Source organism: Paenibacillus terrigena DSM 21567 (genome assembly GCF_000374845.1).
Taxonomy (GTDB): domain Bacteria; phylum Bacillota; class Bacilli; order Paenibacillales; family Paenibacillaceae; genus Paenibacillus_K; species Paenibacillus_K terrigena.
Genome location: NZ_KB895417.1, coordinates 372,073 through 389,517 on the forward strand (window position 1 = coordinate 372,073; position 17,445 = coordinate 389,517).

The following is a 17,445-nucleotide window of genomic DNA, read 5'->3' on the forward strand; positions in this document are numbered from 1 at the left end:
CCAATGGGTGTGATACGTAACATTCAATGGATTGTAGGGCGGCAACGAGTCACCACCGTGATTCCAGTCGTATTGTTGTTGATTATCGTGCTTGCGGGAATTTTTGCACCACTGCTGGCCCCGAATGATCCAAATTTTGTTGATCTATCACATAAGCTGCAAGGACCCTCACCACAATTTCCATTAGGGACGGATCAACTTGGACGCTGCTTGCTTTCTCGTCTTTTGTACGGAACACAAGTATCGCTTAGCTTGGCATTATTGATCGTCACAGCCTGCGTTTCGATCGGACTTGTAATAGGCAGTTTGGCAGGATATACAGGCGGCAAAGTAGACGGCATCATCATGCGTATATGCGATGCCATTCTTGCGATTCCATCCCTTATCCTTGCGATCAGTTTAATTGCGATTTGGGGCGCCGGTTGGAAGCAGATGGCCATCGCGTTGATTATTGTTCAATCGGTGTATTATACGAGGTTCATTCGAGGCATGGTGGTCAACTTGAAACAGCAAACGTATGTCGTTGCAGCTCGTATTATGGGTACTTCACCTGTTCGCATGGTTACGCGCCACATCATACCGAACTTGCTTCCTTCTTTATTCATCGTCGTTACGCTCGAGATCGGTTGGGTCATTATGGATATTTCTGCATTATCGTTTTTAGGACTTGGTGTACAGGCGCCGACGCCAGAATGGGGAGCCATGATCAATGAGGGAAAAACGTTTATTCGTAGTCATCCAAGACTGATTATTGCACCTGGTGTCATCATTTTGTGTGTGGTGGCATTGTTGAATATTATAGGCGAAACGCTTGGCGATAAGAATGGTAAGGCTATTCCAATGCGCAAGGCAGCCAAACATTCCAATAAACTCAAGGGGGGACAACATGAAAGAGAGGGAAATCATTCTTGATGTGCAGCGCTTAAGTATTAGTGTACAGACGGAACGAGGAATAACCCAAGCGGTCCAAGAGGTTTCTTTTCAAATTGAGGCGGGGAAGGTACTTGGGATTGTGGGCGAGAGCGGCTGCGGAAAATCAATGACATGTATGTCCATCCTTGGATTGCTGCCTTTATCAGCTAGAATGGACCATGGCAGCATGAAGCTGCGCGGGCAGGGTTTAACGGATATGACCGCCAATCAATTACGCCATATACGGGGACGCGAGCTATCGCTTGTTCTGCAAAATCCGATGACCGCTTTTAATCCTGCATTAACAATCGGTAAACAATTTATCGAAACGTTGAGAACACATGCCAAGCTGTCGCAACAACGAGCGAAAGAGATGGCTATAGACTGCTTGAAGCAGATGAATCTAGCGGAACCAGAACGTATCCTGAAGCAATATCCCTTTGAATTAAGCGGAGGGATGCTGCAGCGTATTATGATTGCGTTATCCCTATCGATGAAGCCCTCTCTCATTATTGCGGATGAACCGACAACGGCGCTCGATAATGTTAACCGACACCATGTCATGGAGGCCTTTCGCTCGATAAAAGCAGCCGGCCATACATCCATACTCCTTGTATCGCATGATTTGAGCGTGATTGCCGGCCTTGCGGATCATATCATAGTTATGAAGGACGGGCTTATTGTGGAGCAAGGGGATGCAGATCGTCTCATGGCAGATCCGAAACATGAATATACCAAGATGTTATGGGATGCAAGACTTACCGTGAACAGTAGGAATGAATAGGAGTCGACTTGAAATGAATGCTATGCGCACTGAAAATCCTTTAAGCAATCGAGCCGTTTGGTTGTATGCGGTTGCTTTTATCTTTTACGCCACCAATCATATGCTCATTATTGGGCTTCCGTTTTTTTCTCAGACGCTTGGTGCAGGAAGTACAGAAATTGGTATAATCATGGGTTCTTATATGTTTGTGTCGATGTTTTTACGGCCTGTCGCAGGTGCGATTGTCGATCGGTTTGGTTCAAGGAACATATTCATCATCGCGTTAGTGCTGAATGCTATCGTGCTTCTTAGCTATACGATAGAGAACCTGTGGGTGTTTGCGGTCATGCGAGCGCTGCAAGGGGCCATCCTTGCCTTTTTCTCGATGACCATTCATTTGCTGATTATCGATTTATTGTCGGATAAAGAACGGGGACAAGGCCTGTCGCTGCTCTCGTTATCCTCCATGCTGCCATATACTTTTGTACCTGCACTTGTTCTCTTCATGAAGGATCAGGTTACGATGACTACCATGCTGCTTATGTTTGCTGGACTTGGATTTTTTAATATTTTACTCGGGATCCGTTTGTTCCGCATCATGCGAGATACTTCTTCTGATGATACCCAGGCAAAGAAGGAGAAGGGGGAGAAAGAGTTCGATAAAGGGAACAAGCGTATCGGGAAAGATATATTTTTTCCATCGCTTGTTATGCTCCTCGCTTCGATTGTCTTTAGTGTTTCGCCCACGTTCCTTCCTCTTTATTTGGAGAGTCAAGGGCAACAGACAGCACCGCTTTATTTTCTGACGGAGACGGGCGTGCTGATCTTGATCCGGTTTTTTGGCCGAAAATATATTCCTTCTTCTGATTCGTATCCCAAGTGGCTGCTTGTTGCGCTTGTAGCCTGCTTCACATGTTCTCCAGCGCTTCTTTCATTGTCATTCTCTTTACCTGTACTGCTTACCGCGGCGGTGTGTAATGGACTGGCTTTATCTTTGTTATATCCGACGCTTATGACGTATATTACGTTCATCGTCCCTGAGAAAGTTCGCGGGTATTCCATCGGCTGGTTTATTGCTGCAGCGGACCTCGGCACGTCATCAGGCGCATTACTCATGGGATTTCTGGCAGACTTCTATTCGTATCGAGGAATGCTTATCACGGCAGCGGTATTAGGGGCTGTTACCTTGCTGCTCTCCTTGTTGCATCGTGGACAAAAGGCGGTGAATCCATGAGTCTGCTTGTAGCCGATCAATTATCCAAAACTTATAAGTCAACAGGTTGGTTTCGTTCAGATCAGTCCGCTGATCAAGGCGTGCATCATATCTCTTTTACGATTGAAAGCGGAAGTTGTCTTGGATTATTAGGGGAGAGCGGCGCAGGCAAAAGCACCATCGGTAAGATCATTTTGGGGCTGCTTGCGCCAGATAGCGGGAAAGTGCTGTTTCAAGGCGTTGATTTATATGCTGCATCCCGAAGTCAGAGAAAGGAATTACGACGTGATTTACAGGTTGTTTTTCAGGATAGTTATTCCGCTGTGAATCCCCGTATGACGATCAAACAAATTATTGGTGAGCCTTTGCGAAATTATGAACGGTTATCGGCAAAGGAAGAGATTCGTGTGATTTCCGAATTGCTGGAGATGATGGGGCTCCGAGCTGATGATATGTATAAAATGCCAAGCCAAATGAGCGGCGGACAATTACAACGTGTCAATATTGCGAGAGCCATTGCATTAAAACCGAAGCTCGTCGTGCTTGATGAACCTGTTAGCAGCTTAGATATGATCGTGCAAAAACAAATTTTACTTCACCTGAAAGAATTAAAAGAGAAGCACGGATTCTCATATTTGTTTATTTCCCACGATGTCATGGCCATTCATACCCTCTCCGATCAAGTTGCTGTCCTGGACAATGGGACGATTGTGGAGACGATCGATGCTGAAAGCTTATTTGACACTGTTCATCCCTCGTGTCAACGCATTGTTGGTGCTAAATCTAGTGACCAATTTGAGGGTTTTGTGTTTTAATGAGAGTACTGAGATGTGGTGGTGTTATTTTGAAAGGAAGATGAAGCTTGAGTATAGAGACACGTGTGGTCCATAAAAGTACGCAGGTATTAGAAGTCGAAGCGGTGTTGTCGGCATTAGAGCAATCCTTGGCTATGATCGAGTTTAATGTGCAGGGGGAGGTTCTCTGGGCGAATCAACATTTTGCTCAGGCGATGGGATATCAGGTTTCGGAGTTACAGGGCATTCATCATCGTCAATTTTGTACACCAAGCTTCGCGAAGAGCGCAGAGTACAATATGCTGTGGGATAATTTACGGCGAGGTAAGAAATTTCAAGAGAAGATCATTCGCGTGGCGAAAGACGGGAGGATTCTTTGTCTCGAAGCTACGTATATGCCGATACATAATGAGAATGCAGAGGTCGTGGCGGTTCTTAAGGTTGCTACAGATATTACAGAACGAGAAGCTGCTGCTGCCAGGGTAACGAGTGAGCTGCATCAAATGGCGGAAGAATTATTGGAACGGACGGAAGAAGGAATTCAACGTAGTAGACAAGTGGTATCGGCCATTTCACGCGTCGTTCGTGAGAATGAGAGCAATCTGGATTTTCTTCGAGACTTGGAGCAGCGGACAGAAGCTGTTGGGGGTATTGTTCGAATGATACATGATTTTGCCTCCCGTACGAACCTTCTTGCTCTGAATGCAGCCATCGAAGCTGCGCATGCCGGTGAACATGGACGTGGCTTCAATGTTGTAGCGACAGAAGTACGGAAGCTTGCGCATCAGGTTCAAGAAGCCGCGAAAGAGATTCAGGACACGGTGGAAGGTATCTCCAAGCAAGTCGAGCTGATTGACGTCAGTACGAAAAGCTCCCAGGCGGCCATTCAAGATAGCCGGGAACAAATTCAGTACGCTGTGGATGTCTTTGCAGGGATTGGTGAAGCGACAGGTAAGCTTGAAGTGCAGGCAAAGGCGCTCAGCCAATTGGTATAGTTCAGTTGAAAATAGTTTGGTTGTAGAAAACAGTGAAAGCAGCGATGAGGATCGTTGCTTTTTCTTGTTATATAGACAAGTGAAAAAGGTTAAACCGGGTTATTCTTGTTTGTTGTTGGTTAACACGTGGGGATCTACAATGGGGGCATGCACAACATTTCAATTAAACTTATAGCGATTGTTATGGGAGGGTATCAAATGGATGCATTAGAAACAGATCAAAACGTTGTGAGCGAATCGGAGGTTGAAGAAGGAGTTCATAACTTTAGTGCTGAATCAGAATGGGTGAAGCCGACTGACCCGGTTCTGCAGGAGCGATTGGAATGGTTCAGAGATCAGAAAATCGGCCTGATGATGCACTGGGGTCCGTATTCACAGCTCGGTTTAGTCGAATCTTGGGCTTTGAGCGATGCAGATGGCGACTGGTCCCGCGGCGGCGTGGACTGGACCGAAGATATGGAGAACTTCAAGAGAGAATATGTTGATTTGAATAAGACCTTCAATCCGATTCGCGTGCAACCGGAGTTATGGGCTGATCTTGCGGCGGAGGGCGGATTCAAATATTTGACCTTCACGACCAAACATCATGACGGCTTCTGCATGTGGGATACACGGACAACGGATTATCGGATTACCGGATCAGAGACGCCTTTTCATGCGCATCGATATGCGGATCTATGTAAGCACATCTTTGATGCATTCCGCAGCAGAGGTCTCGCGATATCGGCTTATTTCTCCAAAGCCGACTGGAACACACCATATTATTGGGCGCCGGGGATGGAACGCGGTCAACTGATGTGGCGGGGGCCATCCTATGATCCGACCGAGTATCCGTGGCTATGGGAGAAATTCGTGAAGTTCACTCACGACCAAATTGAAGAATTGCTGACGCGTTACGGCCGCATTGATATGCTGTGGCTCGATGCGGGATGGGTTCGCGGTGGAGAGCGGAAACAGGACATTCGGCTGGATGAAATTGTGGATCGAATGCGCGAGCATCAGCCATGGTTGTTAGCCGTGGATCGTACCGTTGGAGGGCCGTATGAGAACGTAGTTACGCCAGAGCAGACGATTCCGAAGCAGGCGATGCATATCCCTTGGGAGAGCTGTATTACGATGGGCACGTCATTTTCATTCAAATATGAGGATACCTACAAATCCGGTCGTGAGATCGTACATCTTCTGCTCGAAATTGTGTCTAAGGGTGGGAATCTAGCATTAAACGTCGGTCCGCAGCCGGATGGCAGACTGCCTGAGGGTGCGATTCGAGGAATGAAGGAATTGGGCGCTTGGCTGGCGCGATACGGTGAAGCTGTATATGGCACACGGATTGCGGAGCCTTATTTCCGAGATGGATATGCGTTCACACGGAAGGGCAACGAGGTCTTCTGTTTCAAGATGTATAAGACAGTAGATGCTGCAATGGAACAAGAAATACACATTCCATATGACGGAGCGGTCTTGGACGTACAATGGTTCGATGATAGCGAGGCGTTAGATTACACACGTACAGATACAGGGTTAAAAGTTGTGCTGCCAGAACAAGCCGTACAGGGCCCCTGTCCGATTGCCCATGTGATTCGAATCGTGACTGAATAGACGTAATGAATGATTAGATCAAGCCGATGCTCCTTAGGAAGAGGGTGAAATCGGCTTTTTCTTATTGAATAGAGAGAATAGGATAGGGGATGTTGAATGAATTTTGATGAATGGTTTAAAATGGAAAATGATATACTCCAAATCGTTACTTCATTTCATTGCGGTATAAGGAGGAAATGTAATCATGCAAACAGTACAACCTGCATCGTGGCGACTAGGTACGTATTGGTCGGACCGAGAGTCCCATTCGCTGACAGCACTGAAAGAAGCGGGATTCGATTGCATTGAACTGAATTTGGATAATTATCAATCGTTATCGGAGACGCTGAAGCAAGAAAATTATGATCGTTACAATCAAGCGGTATTGGCGGCGAAGGAAGTAGGCCTTGACATTTGGTCGGTCCATTTGCCGTTCGGCGATCTATGGGATATCTCACTCACCAATGAGGTTGCCCGCGCGGCGGTCGTCGAAGCGAATGTGCAAGTTATGGATTGGGCACAGGGTTGGGGAGCGAACTGCGTCGTCATTCATCCCAGCTTCGAGCCGATCAGTGATGAAGAGCATGCAGGCCGTCTAGAGGCTGCGCGTGACTCCATTCGCATCTTGAGTGGGAAGGCGGCAGAACGGATGTTATGTCTTGCAGTGGAGGATCTTCCGCGCTCCTGCTTAGGGAAGCATGCAGAGGAGATTCTAGCTTTGATCGCAGATGCGTCAGAAGCCGTCGTATGCTGCGACACGAATCATCTACTAGGCGAAACTCCAGAATATTTTATTCGAACAGTCGGATCTCGTATTCAGACGCTGCATGTATCAGACTATGATGGCATCGATGAGAAGCACTGGATTCCAGGTCGAGGTATTGTCAATTGGGCGGAAGTGCTGCAAGCACTCGTGGATATCGGGTATGAAGGCCCCTTTATGTTCGAAGCTGAATACCAAGATCCGAAGGATGTAGTTACTAGCTTCCATGCGATTGTAGCGGCCTATGAAGCACTCGTGAAATCATTTCGATGACAGAACATCCCCTTAAGCCCATTTCGATGGGCTTTTTTTCATGTTCTCCAATTCGCGCTGTGCTACGACATCATATGTCGTAGCAGTTATTTTATAATGGGAAAAAATAGAAAAGGGGCCTAATAGCCATGTCAAAACCAAAAAGAGGACGCTCCTTATGGAGACTTCCATCCCGCAGTCGAGGCACTTGCCCGGTCTGCAGCAGCACAAGAATTAAATTGTTATATCCACGTACGAAGTCGGAAGGTACAGCCGTGACCGTCTGTAAGAAATGCTCCAAAGCAGAACAGAGCAGAGTGGATTCCGCCGTGTTAATCTAATGCGTGCAGATAAGTGAGGCCCGTCCCGAAGGGGATGGGCTTTTCGATTGATTCGGGCTTGCCAAGCAAGATATGCGAGTGATGTAATAGAGTTATCGTTGTTTTTGACAACAAAAGGAAGGATGGGGAAATCTTGAGCCATATGCATCGCATTCACTGGTTCGATCAACGGATTCGTGAGGGGAAGTATCCGAATAGCGGTCATATCGCTGAACAATTCGAGATCTCTCGGCGACAGGCCCAACGTGATATTGAATATATGGTAGCGTCCCTGCGAGCTCCACTACTCTATATCGCACGGCATCGAGGTTACAGCTATGAGGATAAGACGTATGTACTGCCGCACCTCTATATGACGGAAGAAGAGCAGAAGGTGCTGAAATATCTGGCTTACCGCTATCGGCAATATGATTATGATAATGGGGAGACGGTGCAGCGCATCGCCCATGTGCTCGATCGGTTTACGGATAACGAAGCATACGACATGAATAACCGATTGCCGCAGTTTGAGTTGAATCCCAGGATCATTCAGCATTTTGAAAAGTTGTCGCAGGCGATCAAAGATGCTGTGAAGGTGGATGTGACTTATTTAGACGATGCGGGCAGTTCGCAACATGCTCGTATGTACCCGCTGAAATTTATCTCTCGCTTTAACGCGGATTATGTTGTTGTCTATTGTGAAACGGCGCGTTCACAGTGCACAATACGGCTCGATCAATTGCTACAAGTGCAGGTGCTGAAGGAGCGATTCGAACTTAGCTCGACTTTGGATATGGATGGCGTTGGAGGACATCAAGCTCTGCGTCGCAAACCCTTTGTCGCCCGCGTCATTCTTTCTCGCCCACATCTAGGCGATTCTTGGCACGGTTACCGCATTGTCGCCCAAGATGAGGCAGCGATGGATGTGGAATTCCATGATATTGACGCATTCCTGCAGCATTTATTGACAACACCATGGGAGTCGCTGCGATCTCCAAAATGGCTGCGGCAGAAATTGTTAGCCCGATGTCAAGATACAGTCAATCGATTAAGACGTGATGAGTGAATCGTGTGCGATGATATTTCATGAATGAACGGAAAGGAGATTAACCGGTGTGTCTAACGCCTTTTTACACAATATCTGTTTACAACGTGAATCGAAATCCTATATCGACAGTCTATATGCGATCTTAACCGCGGCGGGGCTGTTTCAGGGTCCCAAATACATGCTCTCTGGACTAACCGGAATGGCTTTCAAAATGTCAGTCCATGAGCATCTTCTTCCTCTCTCGGTATCGGCCTATGGGCAGTGGGGTAATGAGCATGAACCGGCGATTACAAATCTTGGCCTCTTGTCGGAGACTGATGCAGGACGAACGAGGCATCCTACTTTTCGATGGTATCAAGAGCAAGCTGTGATCGCCGTCAAACAAAGTCTAGATCGTGGGGTAGGCGCCATCTATTGGATTCCCGAGTTCGGGGTGATTCAGGGGTATGATGATGCGGATCAGGTGTTTTTTGTCCAGGATGGATGGAACGCGGAGAGTCAGGTCGTATTGTATGATAATTTTGGGCTGAACTTCACACCGTTCTGGTACTATGAAACTTTCGGGGATCGGGTAGCGATTGCGCTTCAGGATATGGTTCTTGAATCACTGCGGCTTGCGATCCAGGATTGGCATACGCCTTATAAAACATTGCCGAACACCGACATCGCTTCAGGCAAGCTAGCGTACACCTTCCTTCGGGAGGGGCTGCATGGCGGAGCGTATGATGCAGGCGGTGCGGTCTATATTTTGGATGCTTATGCGGTCTCAAGAACGGAAATTCGAGATTATCTGAGAGATGTCCAAGGGATGTGGCCCGAGCTGCTGGGAGCGCTGAACTGTTACGAGGAGATTGTGAAGATGCTTCCGAACATGATGTGTTGTATGCAGGAGAATCAAGGTGTACGTCAGATTGATTCGGATCGAATCGCGGAGCTCGTCACTGAATTGGGGGTGGCGGAGGTGCTGGAAGATCAGGCGATTCGCCTTTTCCAAGTGATTAGTGAACAGTATCCGGATCGTAAACGGACCACGCTGCCCAGATGGGGAGCCCATTCACCACGTTGAACAGAGAGGGAGGGATGGCGTTGCAGAAGGTGTTATTGGAAAATTTGACGTTGCCGCAGCATGCGAACAGCTATATCGATGCGTTGCATGCGATTCTTACGCATCAAGGGTGGATCACCTGTTCGAAATCGATGCTCGCAGGGATGACTGCAACGGCTTTTCGATTTACCGTAGATTGTAGACTCACAGCTGAATCCACATCAGCCTATAACTGGATAGCGGAGAATTTTCTAGCTGCGGACTTCATCGGGGTTACCGCCTCGTCAGCTGCCGGATTCCATTTCGAACCGACGTTTCCGTTATATCTGAAGCAGGCGCTGAGTGATATTCGGAAATCTCTAGACCGCGGGATCGGCTGCGCCATCTGGCAGGATCGGTTCGTGGTCGTAGCGGGTTACGATGAAGACCAGCAAGTACTCTACATCTCGGACGGGCAGGCCGAAGGTTATCGAACGCTCCCTTATGCGCAGTTCGGCAAGGGTGATAGTCCTTATTGGTACTATCAATTTCTTGAAGGTCATATCGTACTGGATGAGATTGCAGTTTATCAAGAATCATTGGTCCAAGCGATCTTCAAATGGGAGACGCATGAACTGATGCTGCCTGAAGCCGAGTATGCCTGTGGCGAAGCGGCCTATGATGCGATGATCGAAGCATTTCGAACGGGGAACTATGATCCGTTAGGGGTTAGGGAAGTGATTCCATATTATGCGACCGCGAAAAAAGACATTGCCACCTATGTCGCTGCCTTGGAACGTTATTGGCCGGAGCTGCGTGACGCATCAGAGAAGTATCGCGACGTGGCGCAACAGTGGGAAAAAGCGGCACGGCTGTTCACTACCATCGAAACAGTCGATAACCTTGCCCCCATCAACACGATCATCGATCTCTTCGAAGCTGCAAAAGTCTTAGAGGAGGAAGCGGTCCTATCGCTCAAGCGCCTGATGCGAGAGACGATTAACAATCGGTTCCATGATATCGGTTTGCGGTAAGGGGAGGACTTGGTCTTCCCCTTTTCCATAAAGATGGCGAATGAAAGAAATGTATTGAATTGAAAAGGGGTTATGTCGATAAAAGAAGAATAAGGCAATAAATAGAAAAATATAGGAGTGGACTTATGTTTAAAAAGTTTATAGTAATAAGCATGGTAATGTTATTTGCAAATTCGCAGTCTGTTTTCGCTTCTTCATCTGAAAATGGTGATGTGGGTAATCTTCACGACATTACACGTGCTGACAATGGCGTCTTTATTGCAGTGGGGGAATCAGGGACTATCGTAAAGAGCGTGGATGGTGAGAAATGGGAGAAAGTTAATATTAACCAAAAAGAAAATATTAATGCTGTCGTAAGCAACAATAGTGCATTTTATGCAGTAGGGGATAAGGGAACTATTCTTCGTTCCGTGGGTGGAGACAAATGGGAGAATGTTAAATTCAAGGTTAATTTGACCTTGAAGGATATGGTGAATAAACGTTATATCGCTAATTACTCCAAAAAAGATCTTAGCTTAACGATAACGAATGCAAATGTTTCTTTAAGAGATATCATTTGGACCGGCAAGCAGTATGTAGCTATAGGAAAAATCATAAAACCAGATGCTGAGAATCGGAATTATGTTTATCAAATAATTGTTCATTCAACAGACGGGGTAAATTGGAAGCTTAGAAAATTTGAGGTTACGAATCTGACTTCAAATAAGGCTGATGCGAGTAGATCAAATGCAGATCTAAACGCTATATATTGGAACGGGGATCGTTATGTAGTTACAGGAGATGATCTTATTTTCACTTCAAAAGATTTAAACCAATGGACATCTTCCAGTAATATTCAAGGGGATATTCGTGATTTAATATATCGTGAGAAACAATGGATTACAGTGGGTTGGGATGGTAGATTTTCAGAACCCAAGGGTGTCATTTATACATCAAAAGACGGTATGAATTGGAGTTCAGTGGAACAAAAAAAAGTTTTCGTATAAACCTTTCAGTGCTATCGCTTGGACAGGTGATAGATATTTAGTAAGTGGAAAATATGGATTAATTATGTACTCTAACGACGCAATCAACTGGGAATTCTCACCAACAATTGATCGGATTTATGAGAAATTCACATTCGATCCACTGAGCTTTCATATAGAAAAAGGGATTTATACAGATGTCAAAAGGGTATACGCCGACAAAGATATTGTTCTTGGGATTGGATATTTTGGGACAATACTAACTTCAAAAGACCAATTGACTTGGGAGTCCGTCTTCCCTAACAATGAATGATCCCAATTATCTCAACGTAATATCCCAAATGGAATCAATCAATCGGTTCCATGATATCGGATTGCGGTAAAGGGAAGACTTCGGTCCTCCCTTTTGTTTTAGGTAACCTCGTGCTCCACCTGTCTGGCCGGAATATAGATCTCCATCTCCCCATAATCCTCGCGTGCCAAGTTAAGATCGATCGATTCGAAGTAGTAAGGCTCCGATTTCTGATAACCGGAATAATGCTGCCAATATTCATCAATGTAGGTCCAAATTTGATCGAGATGATCGATCGTAATGGTACTTGGGTGAAAGTCGCATACATACCGGAAGACCGCGTATTGATTCGCAGGCAGTTCATCCCAGTTCCAGCCTTCAGAGACTTGATCCAAGGTGTGCACTTCGGTGGAAGTGAGATACGTACTGTAGGTGTTATCGATTTCTCTTGTTAATCCAATATACCGAACAGGCTCGACTTGATGCTGAATCCGATGAAAGTCTTGTTCGAAAAAATGATTCCCTGCCGTGTTCGCTTCATGGTAGAGCTCGTTATCAATATAGCGAATGATACTAAGGCGTCCAATGAGCTTCATCGATGGTTTGCGAACATAGGTCGGCGAGAAGATATATCCTTCTTGGAGCGGCGTGATCATGGACGTGGTTATCTTCGCAGTGATGTTCACATCAACCGTGTTTTGCTTGCGATATTGTGCCGGCGTAATCCCATAAGCTTTTTTAAATGCGCGGATATAGGTTTGTTCATGTTCGAATCCGTAGTGCTGGCTAATCTCAATGATTTTATAGGATAGGTTCATGAGCTGCTCGAAGCTTCTCGCGAGTTTACGGGCTCTATATATTCGCCAAGAGGCTGACCGCTAAGGGCTTTGATCAGTCGATGCAGATGATATTTGGAAATGTTGGTTGTACTCGCAATCGTCTCAAGCGTGAGCTTGTCCGTAATGTGTTCCTCGATATAGTCGAAAATATCATCAAAAGCTTGCTGTAAATCAGATCTCATGATTGTGAATCTCCATTTTTCTAAAGTTGAATATAAAAGGTAGCAAGAAAAGTCCATTATTAGATTCCTTATTCTGGTATAGTAACCTTTAACTCTAGTTATTGACAAGAATGGGGAAGAGAATGTGGTTGAAATGAAAAAACAAACTTACACATCCTACGCAGCATTACGGCGAATGCTGCGGCTTTCTAGTAAGCATTGGAACTATATGATCGGGATTCTAGTACTCTCTATCCTGACGGCCATCATGGAGACGGGATACATGGAGTCGATCCGAAGACTCGTAAATGGTGCGGTTGAGACGAACGTGGGAATGGTCTATAGCGGGGCGATTCTAGGGGCAGGAATCATTGTGATTCGATTCGTTATTGCGGCGTTTGCCTCACGAATGAGTGCATTACTGAACAATGTTTCGGTAACCCATCTACAATGGACGATGTTAGAGAAGCTATCGAAGATTTCGATGCCGACCATCCAGCAGGTTCATTCGGGTGACCTCACGAGTCGCGTATGGGATTCTGCTAGGGAAGCGCAGTTCGGAATCAACGATAAGCTCTTATCCATGCTTCAAAGTGTGATTCAGCTTGGTATTGCATTTCTATATTTCAGTTGGATTAATATTCCGCTTTCCTTGGGCGTGATTGGGTATACGATATTCTTTTCCTTCATTGCTGTTCCGATCAGCAGGGTGCTTCGGCGGAGATATGACGAGCGAAATGCAGCAGCTGCAGACAGAGATTCATTCCTAACGGATACGGTCCATGCCTCTGAAGAAATAAGAACCTATGCATTAGGCTCCTATGTTCGGACTAAATTCGAGCAGAAGATGAATCGTGTATTCGCTGCTGCATTACGTGTCTCGATCATCGAGCGTCTTCTGGATGCTTCAGGAAGACTCTCTACGTTTGGCGGGATGATCTTTATCCTGTATGTCGGTGGGCTTCAAGTGTATGGGGGCCATATGGATGTCGGCGGCTTAGCTACATTTCTCGTTGCGAGCAGTCAATTAACCCGGCCGGTTGAATCACTCAGTGGGATTTGGGCAGGACTGATGGGAGCGATTTCACAGGCGGATCGTGTATTTACGATACTGGATCAACCGAGTAAGAACGAGTCGGATCCATCTATTGCAACGGATTCGATCAGTGGCGGTGTATCGGTTGAACGAGTCAGTTTTACCTATCCTCATGCAGAGGAAAGCACGCTAACGAATCTCTCATTTGCGGCTACATCTGGCCGAATGACCGTGATTACGGGCCCGAGCGGCTGCGGCAAGACGACATTACTCCAGATCCTGACGGGAGGATACGCGGCGGATGAAGGAAACGTCTATATGGCGGGGAATCGGACCTACGTCCCCCAAGAAGCGTTTATTCTTTCCGGCACATTTCGCGAGAATATCCTGTTCGGGTGTGATGGGGCGACCGAGGAACAATGGATTGCCGCTGCAAAGCGCGCATCGATTCATGACAGGATTATGGAGCACCCGAATGGGTATGACACCCTCATTGGGGATCAAGGTGTTCCATTGTCGGGAGGAGAGAAGCAGCGGATTACACTCGCTAGGGCATTTCTAAGAAATCCATCTGTACTTGTACTCGACGAGCCTACTTCATCCCTCGATCCAGTACACGAACGTCAGGTCATTCAAGCTCTGCAGGAATGTGCCGCACGAATGACTGTGATTGTCGTGACGCATCGCTTACCTCTCATTCAGCTTGCGGATCATGTTGTGTTTATGGAGCGGGGGCGAATTGTTGATGCTGGCTCTCATGAGGAGCTGCTAAGACGTCGAAGCGAGTATGATCGGTTTATGATGGAGCATGATGGACGGGTGGAGGAATGGGTATGAAGCAGCAAGAAACAACAAAGCTATCACAACAATGGCCGATTATTTTTCAATTTCTGAAGCCCTATTGGATTGTCGTGGTATTCATTCTGATTCTGATTGCCGTCGATGGGTTGTTCGAGATCAGCGTTGCGCTTGGACAAGGATTCTTCATCGATGCCATTCGGGAAAAGGGAGAGACGCAATTTCATGGCATCGCACTTATCGCTATGGCCGCGTTGATCGGGTTCGTTACGCTGCTCGCAGTGCACAGATATTTACTTGTCTGGTTACATGGAGCCGTGTACAAAGGCATGTCATCGCATCTATTCGGTGTGGTGAATAAGATGCCTTTCGGATTCATTCAGAAGCAATCTTCAGGGGATATCCAGCTCCGCGTGAAGGAAGATACGGAGCACGGCTCGGAACTGATTGATTCGGCAGCGGAAATGATGACAGTCATTCTGATTATTGTCTTTTCTTTCGGATACTTGCTGAAAGTAGACGCATTCCTTGCTATGATAGCCATTGTTAGCGTCATTGCGATATTCTTCTCCAGCCGCTTCTTCGATCGTCGACTGCGTTCGGAATCCGATCAGGTGGAATCCAGTGAAGCGGTTGTTCAAGGTCACATGCAGGAATATGTGCGTGGGCTCGGGGTAGTTCAGCAGTATGAAGCAGCGCCATGGCTTCTGGATCGGTTGATGATAGATCAGCAACGTTTGAATCAACGAAGATTGAAGCTGGCCATGACAGAAAGTGTATCGGATAACACAGCATTGGCTGTATTTAGCGTCACGCAGCTCGCTGCCCTGATTATTATTGCATTAGCAGCGGCAAGGCATCATCTGACGCCAGGTATGGTTGTAACTTGCAGCTTATTGTTTGAGCTCGTCGTATGGCCGGTTTTGGGATTATCACGTCAGCGGAGTCGCATGCAGGAAGGAGCGGGCGCATTTCATCGGATTTATGAATGGTTTAAGTTGGAACCGCACCGCAAGCCGTTAGCCACGTCATCTGATATTTCATCAACAGGGGAGCCCGTTGTGAAGATGATGAATGTTCAGTTTCAGCCGGAGGAATTAGAGGCTCCAGTGTTGAATGGTATGACGATGGAAATCCACCCTGGTGAAGTCGTGGCAATCGTCGGTTCCAGCGGTTCAGGTAAAACAACATTGTGCAGGCTCCTCGCCGGACTTTATGAACCGACATCAGGACAAGTGATGTTATCAGGTGGACTGGCATCCGATCGACTGATGGAAGAGAGCAATGCCGTAACGTATCTCACCCAGCATCCTGCATTTTTTGCGGGAACCATCAGAGAGAATATCAAGCTGGACCTTGAGCACGTTACAGAGGAAGAGATGATACAAGCAACGAAGTCTGTGGCATTGCATTCTTATATCGAGGAACTGGACGATCAATACGATTCCTTATTAGATGAACGAGGAATGAATCTATCTGGCGGGCAGCGCCAACGACTCGCATTATCTCGTGTATTTTTAAGAGATTCGGAGCTGTATATCTTGGATGAACCGACCTCTGCGTTAGATATTCATACCGAACAAGAGGTCATCCAACAATTATTTCGATTCCTAGACGGCAAGTCGGCGGTCATCGTGACGCATCACGTTGAATTGGCAAGACGAGCTCATCGAATTCTTGTGTTAGATCAGGGTAGACTGGTTGAAGCGGGTACGCATGAGGAGCTCATGAAGAAGCAGGGACATTATGTTCGACTATTTACGAATAGAGGATGATGACGATGACGGTCTATATTGGATTCCTACGCGGCATTAACGTTGGCGGCAAAAACAAGATTAAGATGGCGGAGCTCAAAAAGATGTTAGTGACGATGGGGTTTGTTGGTGCGGAGACGTATTTACAGACGGGGAATATTTTGTTCCATTCCGATGATACGGCGGAGGCGCTGCGTATGCGAATTGAGCTTAAGATAAGCGAGCAATTCGGCGTCTCGCCGACGGTTGTACTCCGCACGGCAGAGCAAATGGAGAAGATCATAGCAGACTGCCCTTATGCGGCAGAAAGCCTAACCGAAGGGCAGACGATACAAGTCTCGGTATTAACGGAAAAGCCGGATCAGCAGATCGCGGAAATCTTATCGCGTGGGAAGAGTGAAATCGATGAATTTCAGCTGCAAGGCTACGAGATCTACTTCTTATTCCGCCAGAGCGTTCTGGATTCCAAGCTCGCGACGAATCTGCAGAAGCTCGGAGACCGCGTAACGACGCGTAATTGGAACACTATGACGAAGCTCTCGGAGATGGCGAAGGAGATGCCATAGGGAAAAAATGAAGGAGGGGGCATAGCGCCCCCTTTTTTTTCTTTCATCCACCCTCTAAGCTATATTGGATATTTGCAGTAACTTCAGCTTATAATGCGGCAGTTGGACTTCTATAGTGGAATTTTGTATTAACTTTGGCCGGTTTGGGTGATTGAGAGATGATTTGCGTGTCCTACCCTGCAGGAATCCACTATAAGTACGACACACCACGTAGTACGCTTCGCTATGATGGATGGAATCCACGATAGGAGTCAAGAGTGGCACGATTGGATGTCATTTCGTACGGAATAACCCTTAGATTGTTGGCTCAACACGCGGATTGCAGCCTTAGAATTTTG

Annotated in this window: 17 protein-coding genes; 15 read left to right on the plus strand and 2 right to left on the minus strand. The window is 46.7% G+C overall.

Going from position 1 to position 17,445, the window contains the following annotated elements; genetic code table 11:
* The first annotated feature begins 3 nt into the window (after nucleotides 1-3).
* The 12 genes from C558_RS0117845 (at nucleotide 4) to C558_RS0117895 (ending at nucleotide 11,682) form a co-directional block, all read left to right on the plus strand.
* Nucleotides 4-912: an ABC transporter permease gene (locus C558_RS0117845; protein WP_018757654.1), complete on the plus strand. Its 909-nt coding sequence runs from the start codon at nucleotides 4-6 to the stop codon at nucleotides 910-912.
* Entirely contained in the window at nucleotides 887-1,696 is an 810-nt protein-coding gene (locus C558_RS0117850) for an ABC transporter ATP-binding protein (RefSeq protein WP_018757655.1), read from the plus strand. Before C558_RS0117845 ends, C558_RS0117850 begins: the two co-directional genes overlap by 26 nt.
* A gap of 13 nt (nucleotides 1,697-1,709) precedes the next feature.
* Entirely contained in the window at nucleotides 1,710-2,909 is a 1,200-nt protein-coding gene (cntE, locus tag C558_RS31315; RefSeq protein WP_018757656.1) for a staphylopine family metallophore export MFS transporter CntE, read from the plus strand.
* Entirely contained in the window at nucleotides 2,906-3,703 is a 798-nt protein-coding gene (locus tag C558_RS0117860) for an ATP-binding cassette domain-containing protein (protein ID WP_018757657.1), read from the plus strand. The genes cntE and C558_RS0117860 overlap by 4 nt, the downstream gene beginning before the upstream one ends.
* Before the next feature lie 47 nt (nucleotides 3,704-3,750).
* The gene (locus C558_RS0117865; protein ID WP_018757658.1) at nucleotides 3,751-4,677 is read left to right on the plus strand and encodes a methyl-accepting chemotaxis protein; all 927 of its coding nucleotides are present in this window, start codon (nucleotides 3,751-3,753) and stop codon (nucleotides 4,675-4,677) included.
* Between the two features lie 198 nt (nucleotides 4,678-4,875).
* Nucleotides 4,876-6,276 carry an alpha-L-fucosidase gene (locus C558_RS0117870; protein WP_018757659.1) on the plus strand — a complete coding sequence of 467 codons (1,401 nt, stop codon included), beginning with the start codon at nucleotides 4,876-4,878 and terminating at the stop codon, nucleotides 6,274-6,276.
* A gap of 184 nt (nucleotides 6,277-6,460) precedes the next feature.
* Nucleotides 6,461-7,291: a sugar phosphate isomerase/epimerase family protein gene (locus tag C558_RS0117875; RefSeq protein WP_018757660.1), complete on the plus strand. Its 831-nt coding sequence runs from the start codon at nucleotides 6,461-6,463 to the stop codon at nucleotides 7,289-7,291.
* A gap of 128 nt (nucleotides 7,292-7,419) precedes the next feature.
* A complete protein-coding gene (locus C558_RS33235; protein ID WP_083927206.1) occupies nucleotides 7,420-7,611 on the plus strand; it encodes a hypothetical protein in 192 nt (63 codons plus the stop codon).
* A gap of 142 nt (nucleotides 7,612-7,753) precedes the next feature.
* Entirely contained in the window at nucleotides 7,754-8,656 is a 903-nt protein-coding gene (locus tag C558_RS0117880; RefSeq protein WP_245583830.1) for a helix-turn-helix transcriptional regulator, read from the plus strand.
* 49 nt (nucleotides 8,657-8,705) lie between these two features.
* Nucleotides 8,706-9,704: a hypothetical protein gene (locus C558_RS0117885; protein ID WP_018757662.1), complete on the plus strand. Its 999-nt coding sequence runs from the start codon at nucleotides 8,706-8,708 to the stop codon at nucleotides 9,702-9,704.
* A gap of 20 nt (nucleotides 9,705-9,724) precedes the next feature.
* Nucleotides 9,725-10,696 carry a hypothetical protein gene (locus C558_RS0117890; RefSeq protein WP_018757663.1) on the plus strand — a complete coding sequence of 324 codons (972 nt, stop codon included), beginning with the start codon at nucleotides 9,725-9,727 and terminating at the stop codon, nucleotides 10,694-10,696.
* A 125-nt stretch (nucleotides 10,697-10,821) separates the two neighbouring features.
* Complete coding sequence (locus tag C558_RS0117895; RefSeq protein WP_018757664.1) at nucleotides 10,822-11,682, plus strand: WD40/YVTN/BNR-like repeat-containing protein; 861 nt, start codon at nucleotides 10,822-10,824, stop codon at nucleotides 11,680-11,682.
* Between the two features lie 390 nt (nucleotides 11,683-12,072).
* Here the strand turns inward: C558_RS0117895 and C558_RS0117905 are convergent, their stop codons facing one another.
* Nucleotides 12,073-12,771 carry an effector binding domain-containing protein gene (locus C558_RS0117905; RefSeq protein WP_018757666.1) on the minus strand — a complete coding sequence of 233 codons (699 nt, stop codon included), beginning with the start codon at nucleotides 12,769-12,771 and terminating at the stop codon, nucleotides 12,073-12,075.
* On the minus strand, nucleotides 12,768-12,974 hold the full coding sequence (locus C558_RS0117910) for a helix-turn-helix domain-containing protein (RefSeq protein ID WP_026263983.1): 207 nt from the start codon (nucleotides 12,972-12,974) through the stop codon (nucleotides 12,768-12,770). Before C558_RS0117910 ends, C558_RS0117905 begins: the two co-directional genes overlap by 4 nt.
* A gap of 133 nt (nucleotides 12,975-13,107) precedes the next feature.
* On the opposite strand from C558_RS0117910, the gene C558_RS0117915 reads away from it, so the two are divergent.
* Genes C558_RS0117915 through C558_RS0117925 form a run of 3 tightly spaced genes read left to right on the plus strand, consistent with a single transcriptional unit; the run spans nucleotide 13,108 to nucleotide 17,107 of the window.
* Nucleotides 13,108-14,826: an ABC transporter ATP-binding protein gene (locus C558_RS0117915; RefSeq protein WP_018757667.1), complete on the plus strand. Its 1,719-nt coding sequence runs from the start codon at nucleotides 13,108-13,110 to the stop codon at nucleotides 14,824-14,826.
* Nucleotides 14,823-16,562 carry an ABC transporter ATP-binding protein gene (locus C558_RS32640; RefSeq protein ID WP_018757668.1) on the plus strand — a complete coding sequence of 580 codons (1,740 nt, stop codon included), beginning with the start codon at nucleotides 14,823-14,825 and terminating at the stop codon, nucleotides 16,560-16,562. Before C558_RS0117915 ends, C558_RS32640 begins: the two co-directional genes overlap by 4 nt.
* On the plus strand, nucleotides 16,559-17,107 hold the full coding sequence (locus tag C558_RS0117925) for a DUF1697 domain-containing protein (RefSeq protein ID WP_245583823.1): 549 nt from the start codon (nucleotides 16,559-16,561) through the stop codon (nucleotides 17,105-17,107). Before C558_RS32640 ends, C558_RS0117925 begins: the two co-directional genes overlap by 4 nt.
* Nucleotides 17,108-17,445: the final 338 nt, after the last annotated feature.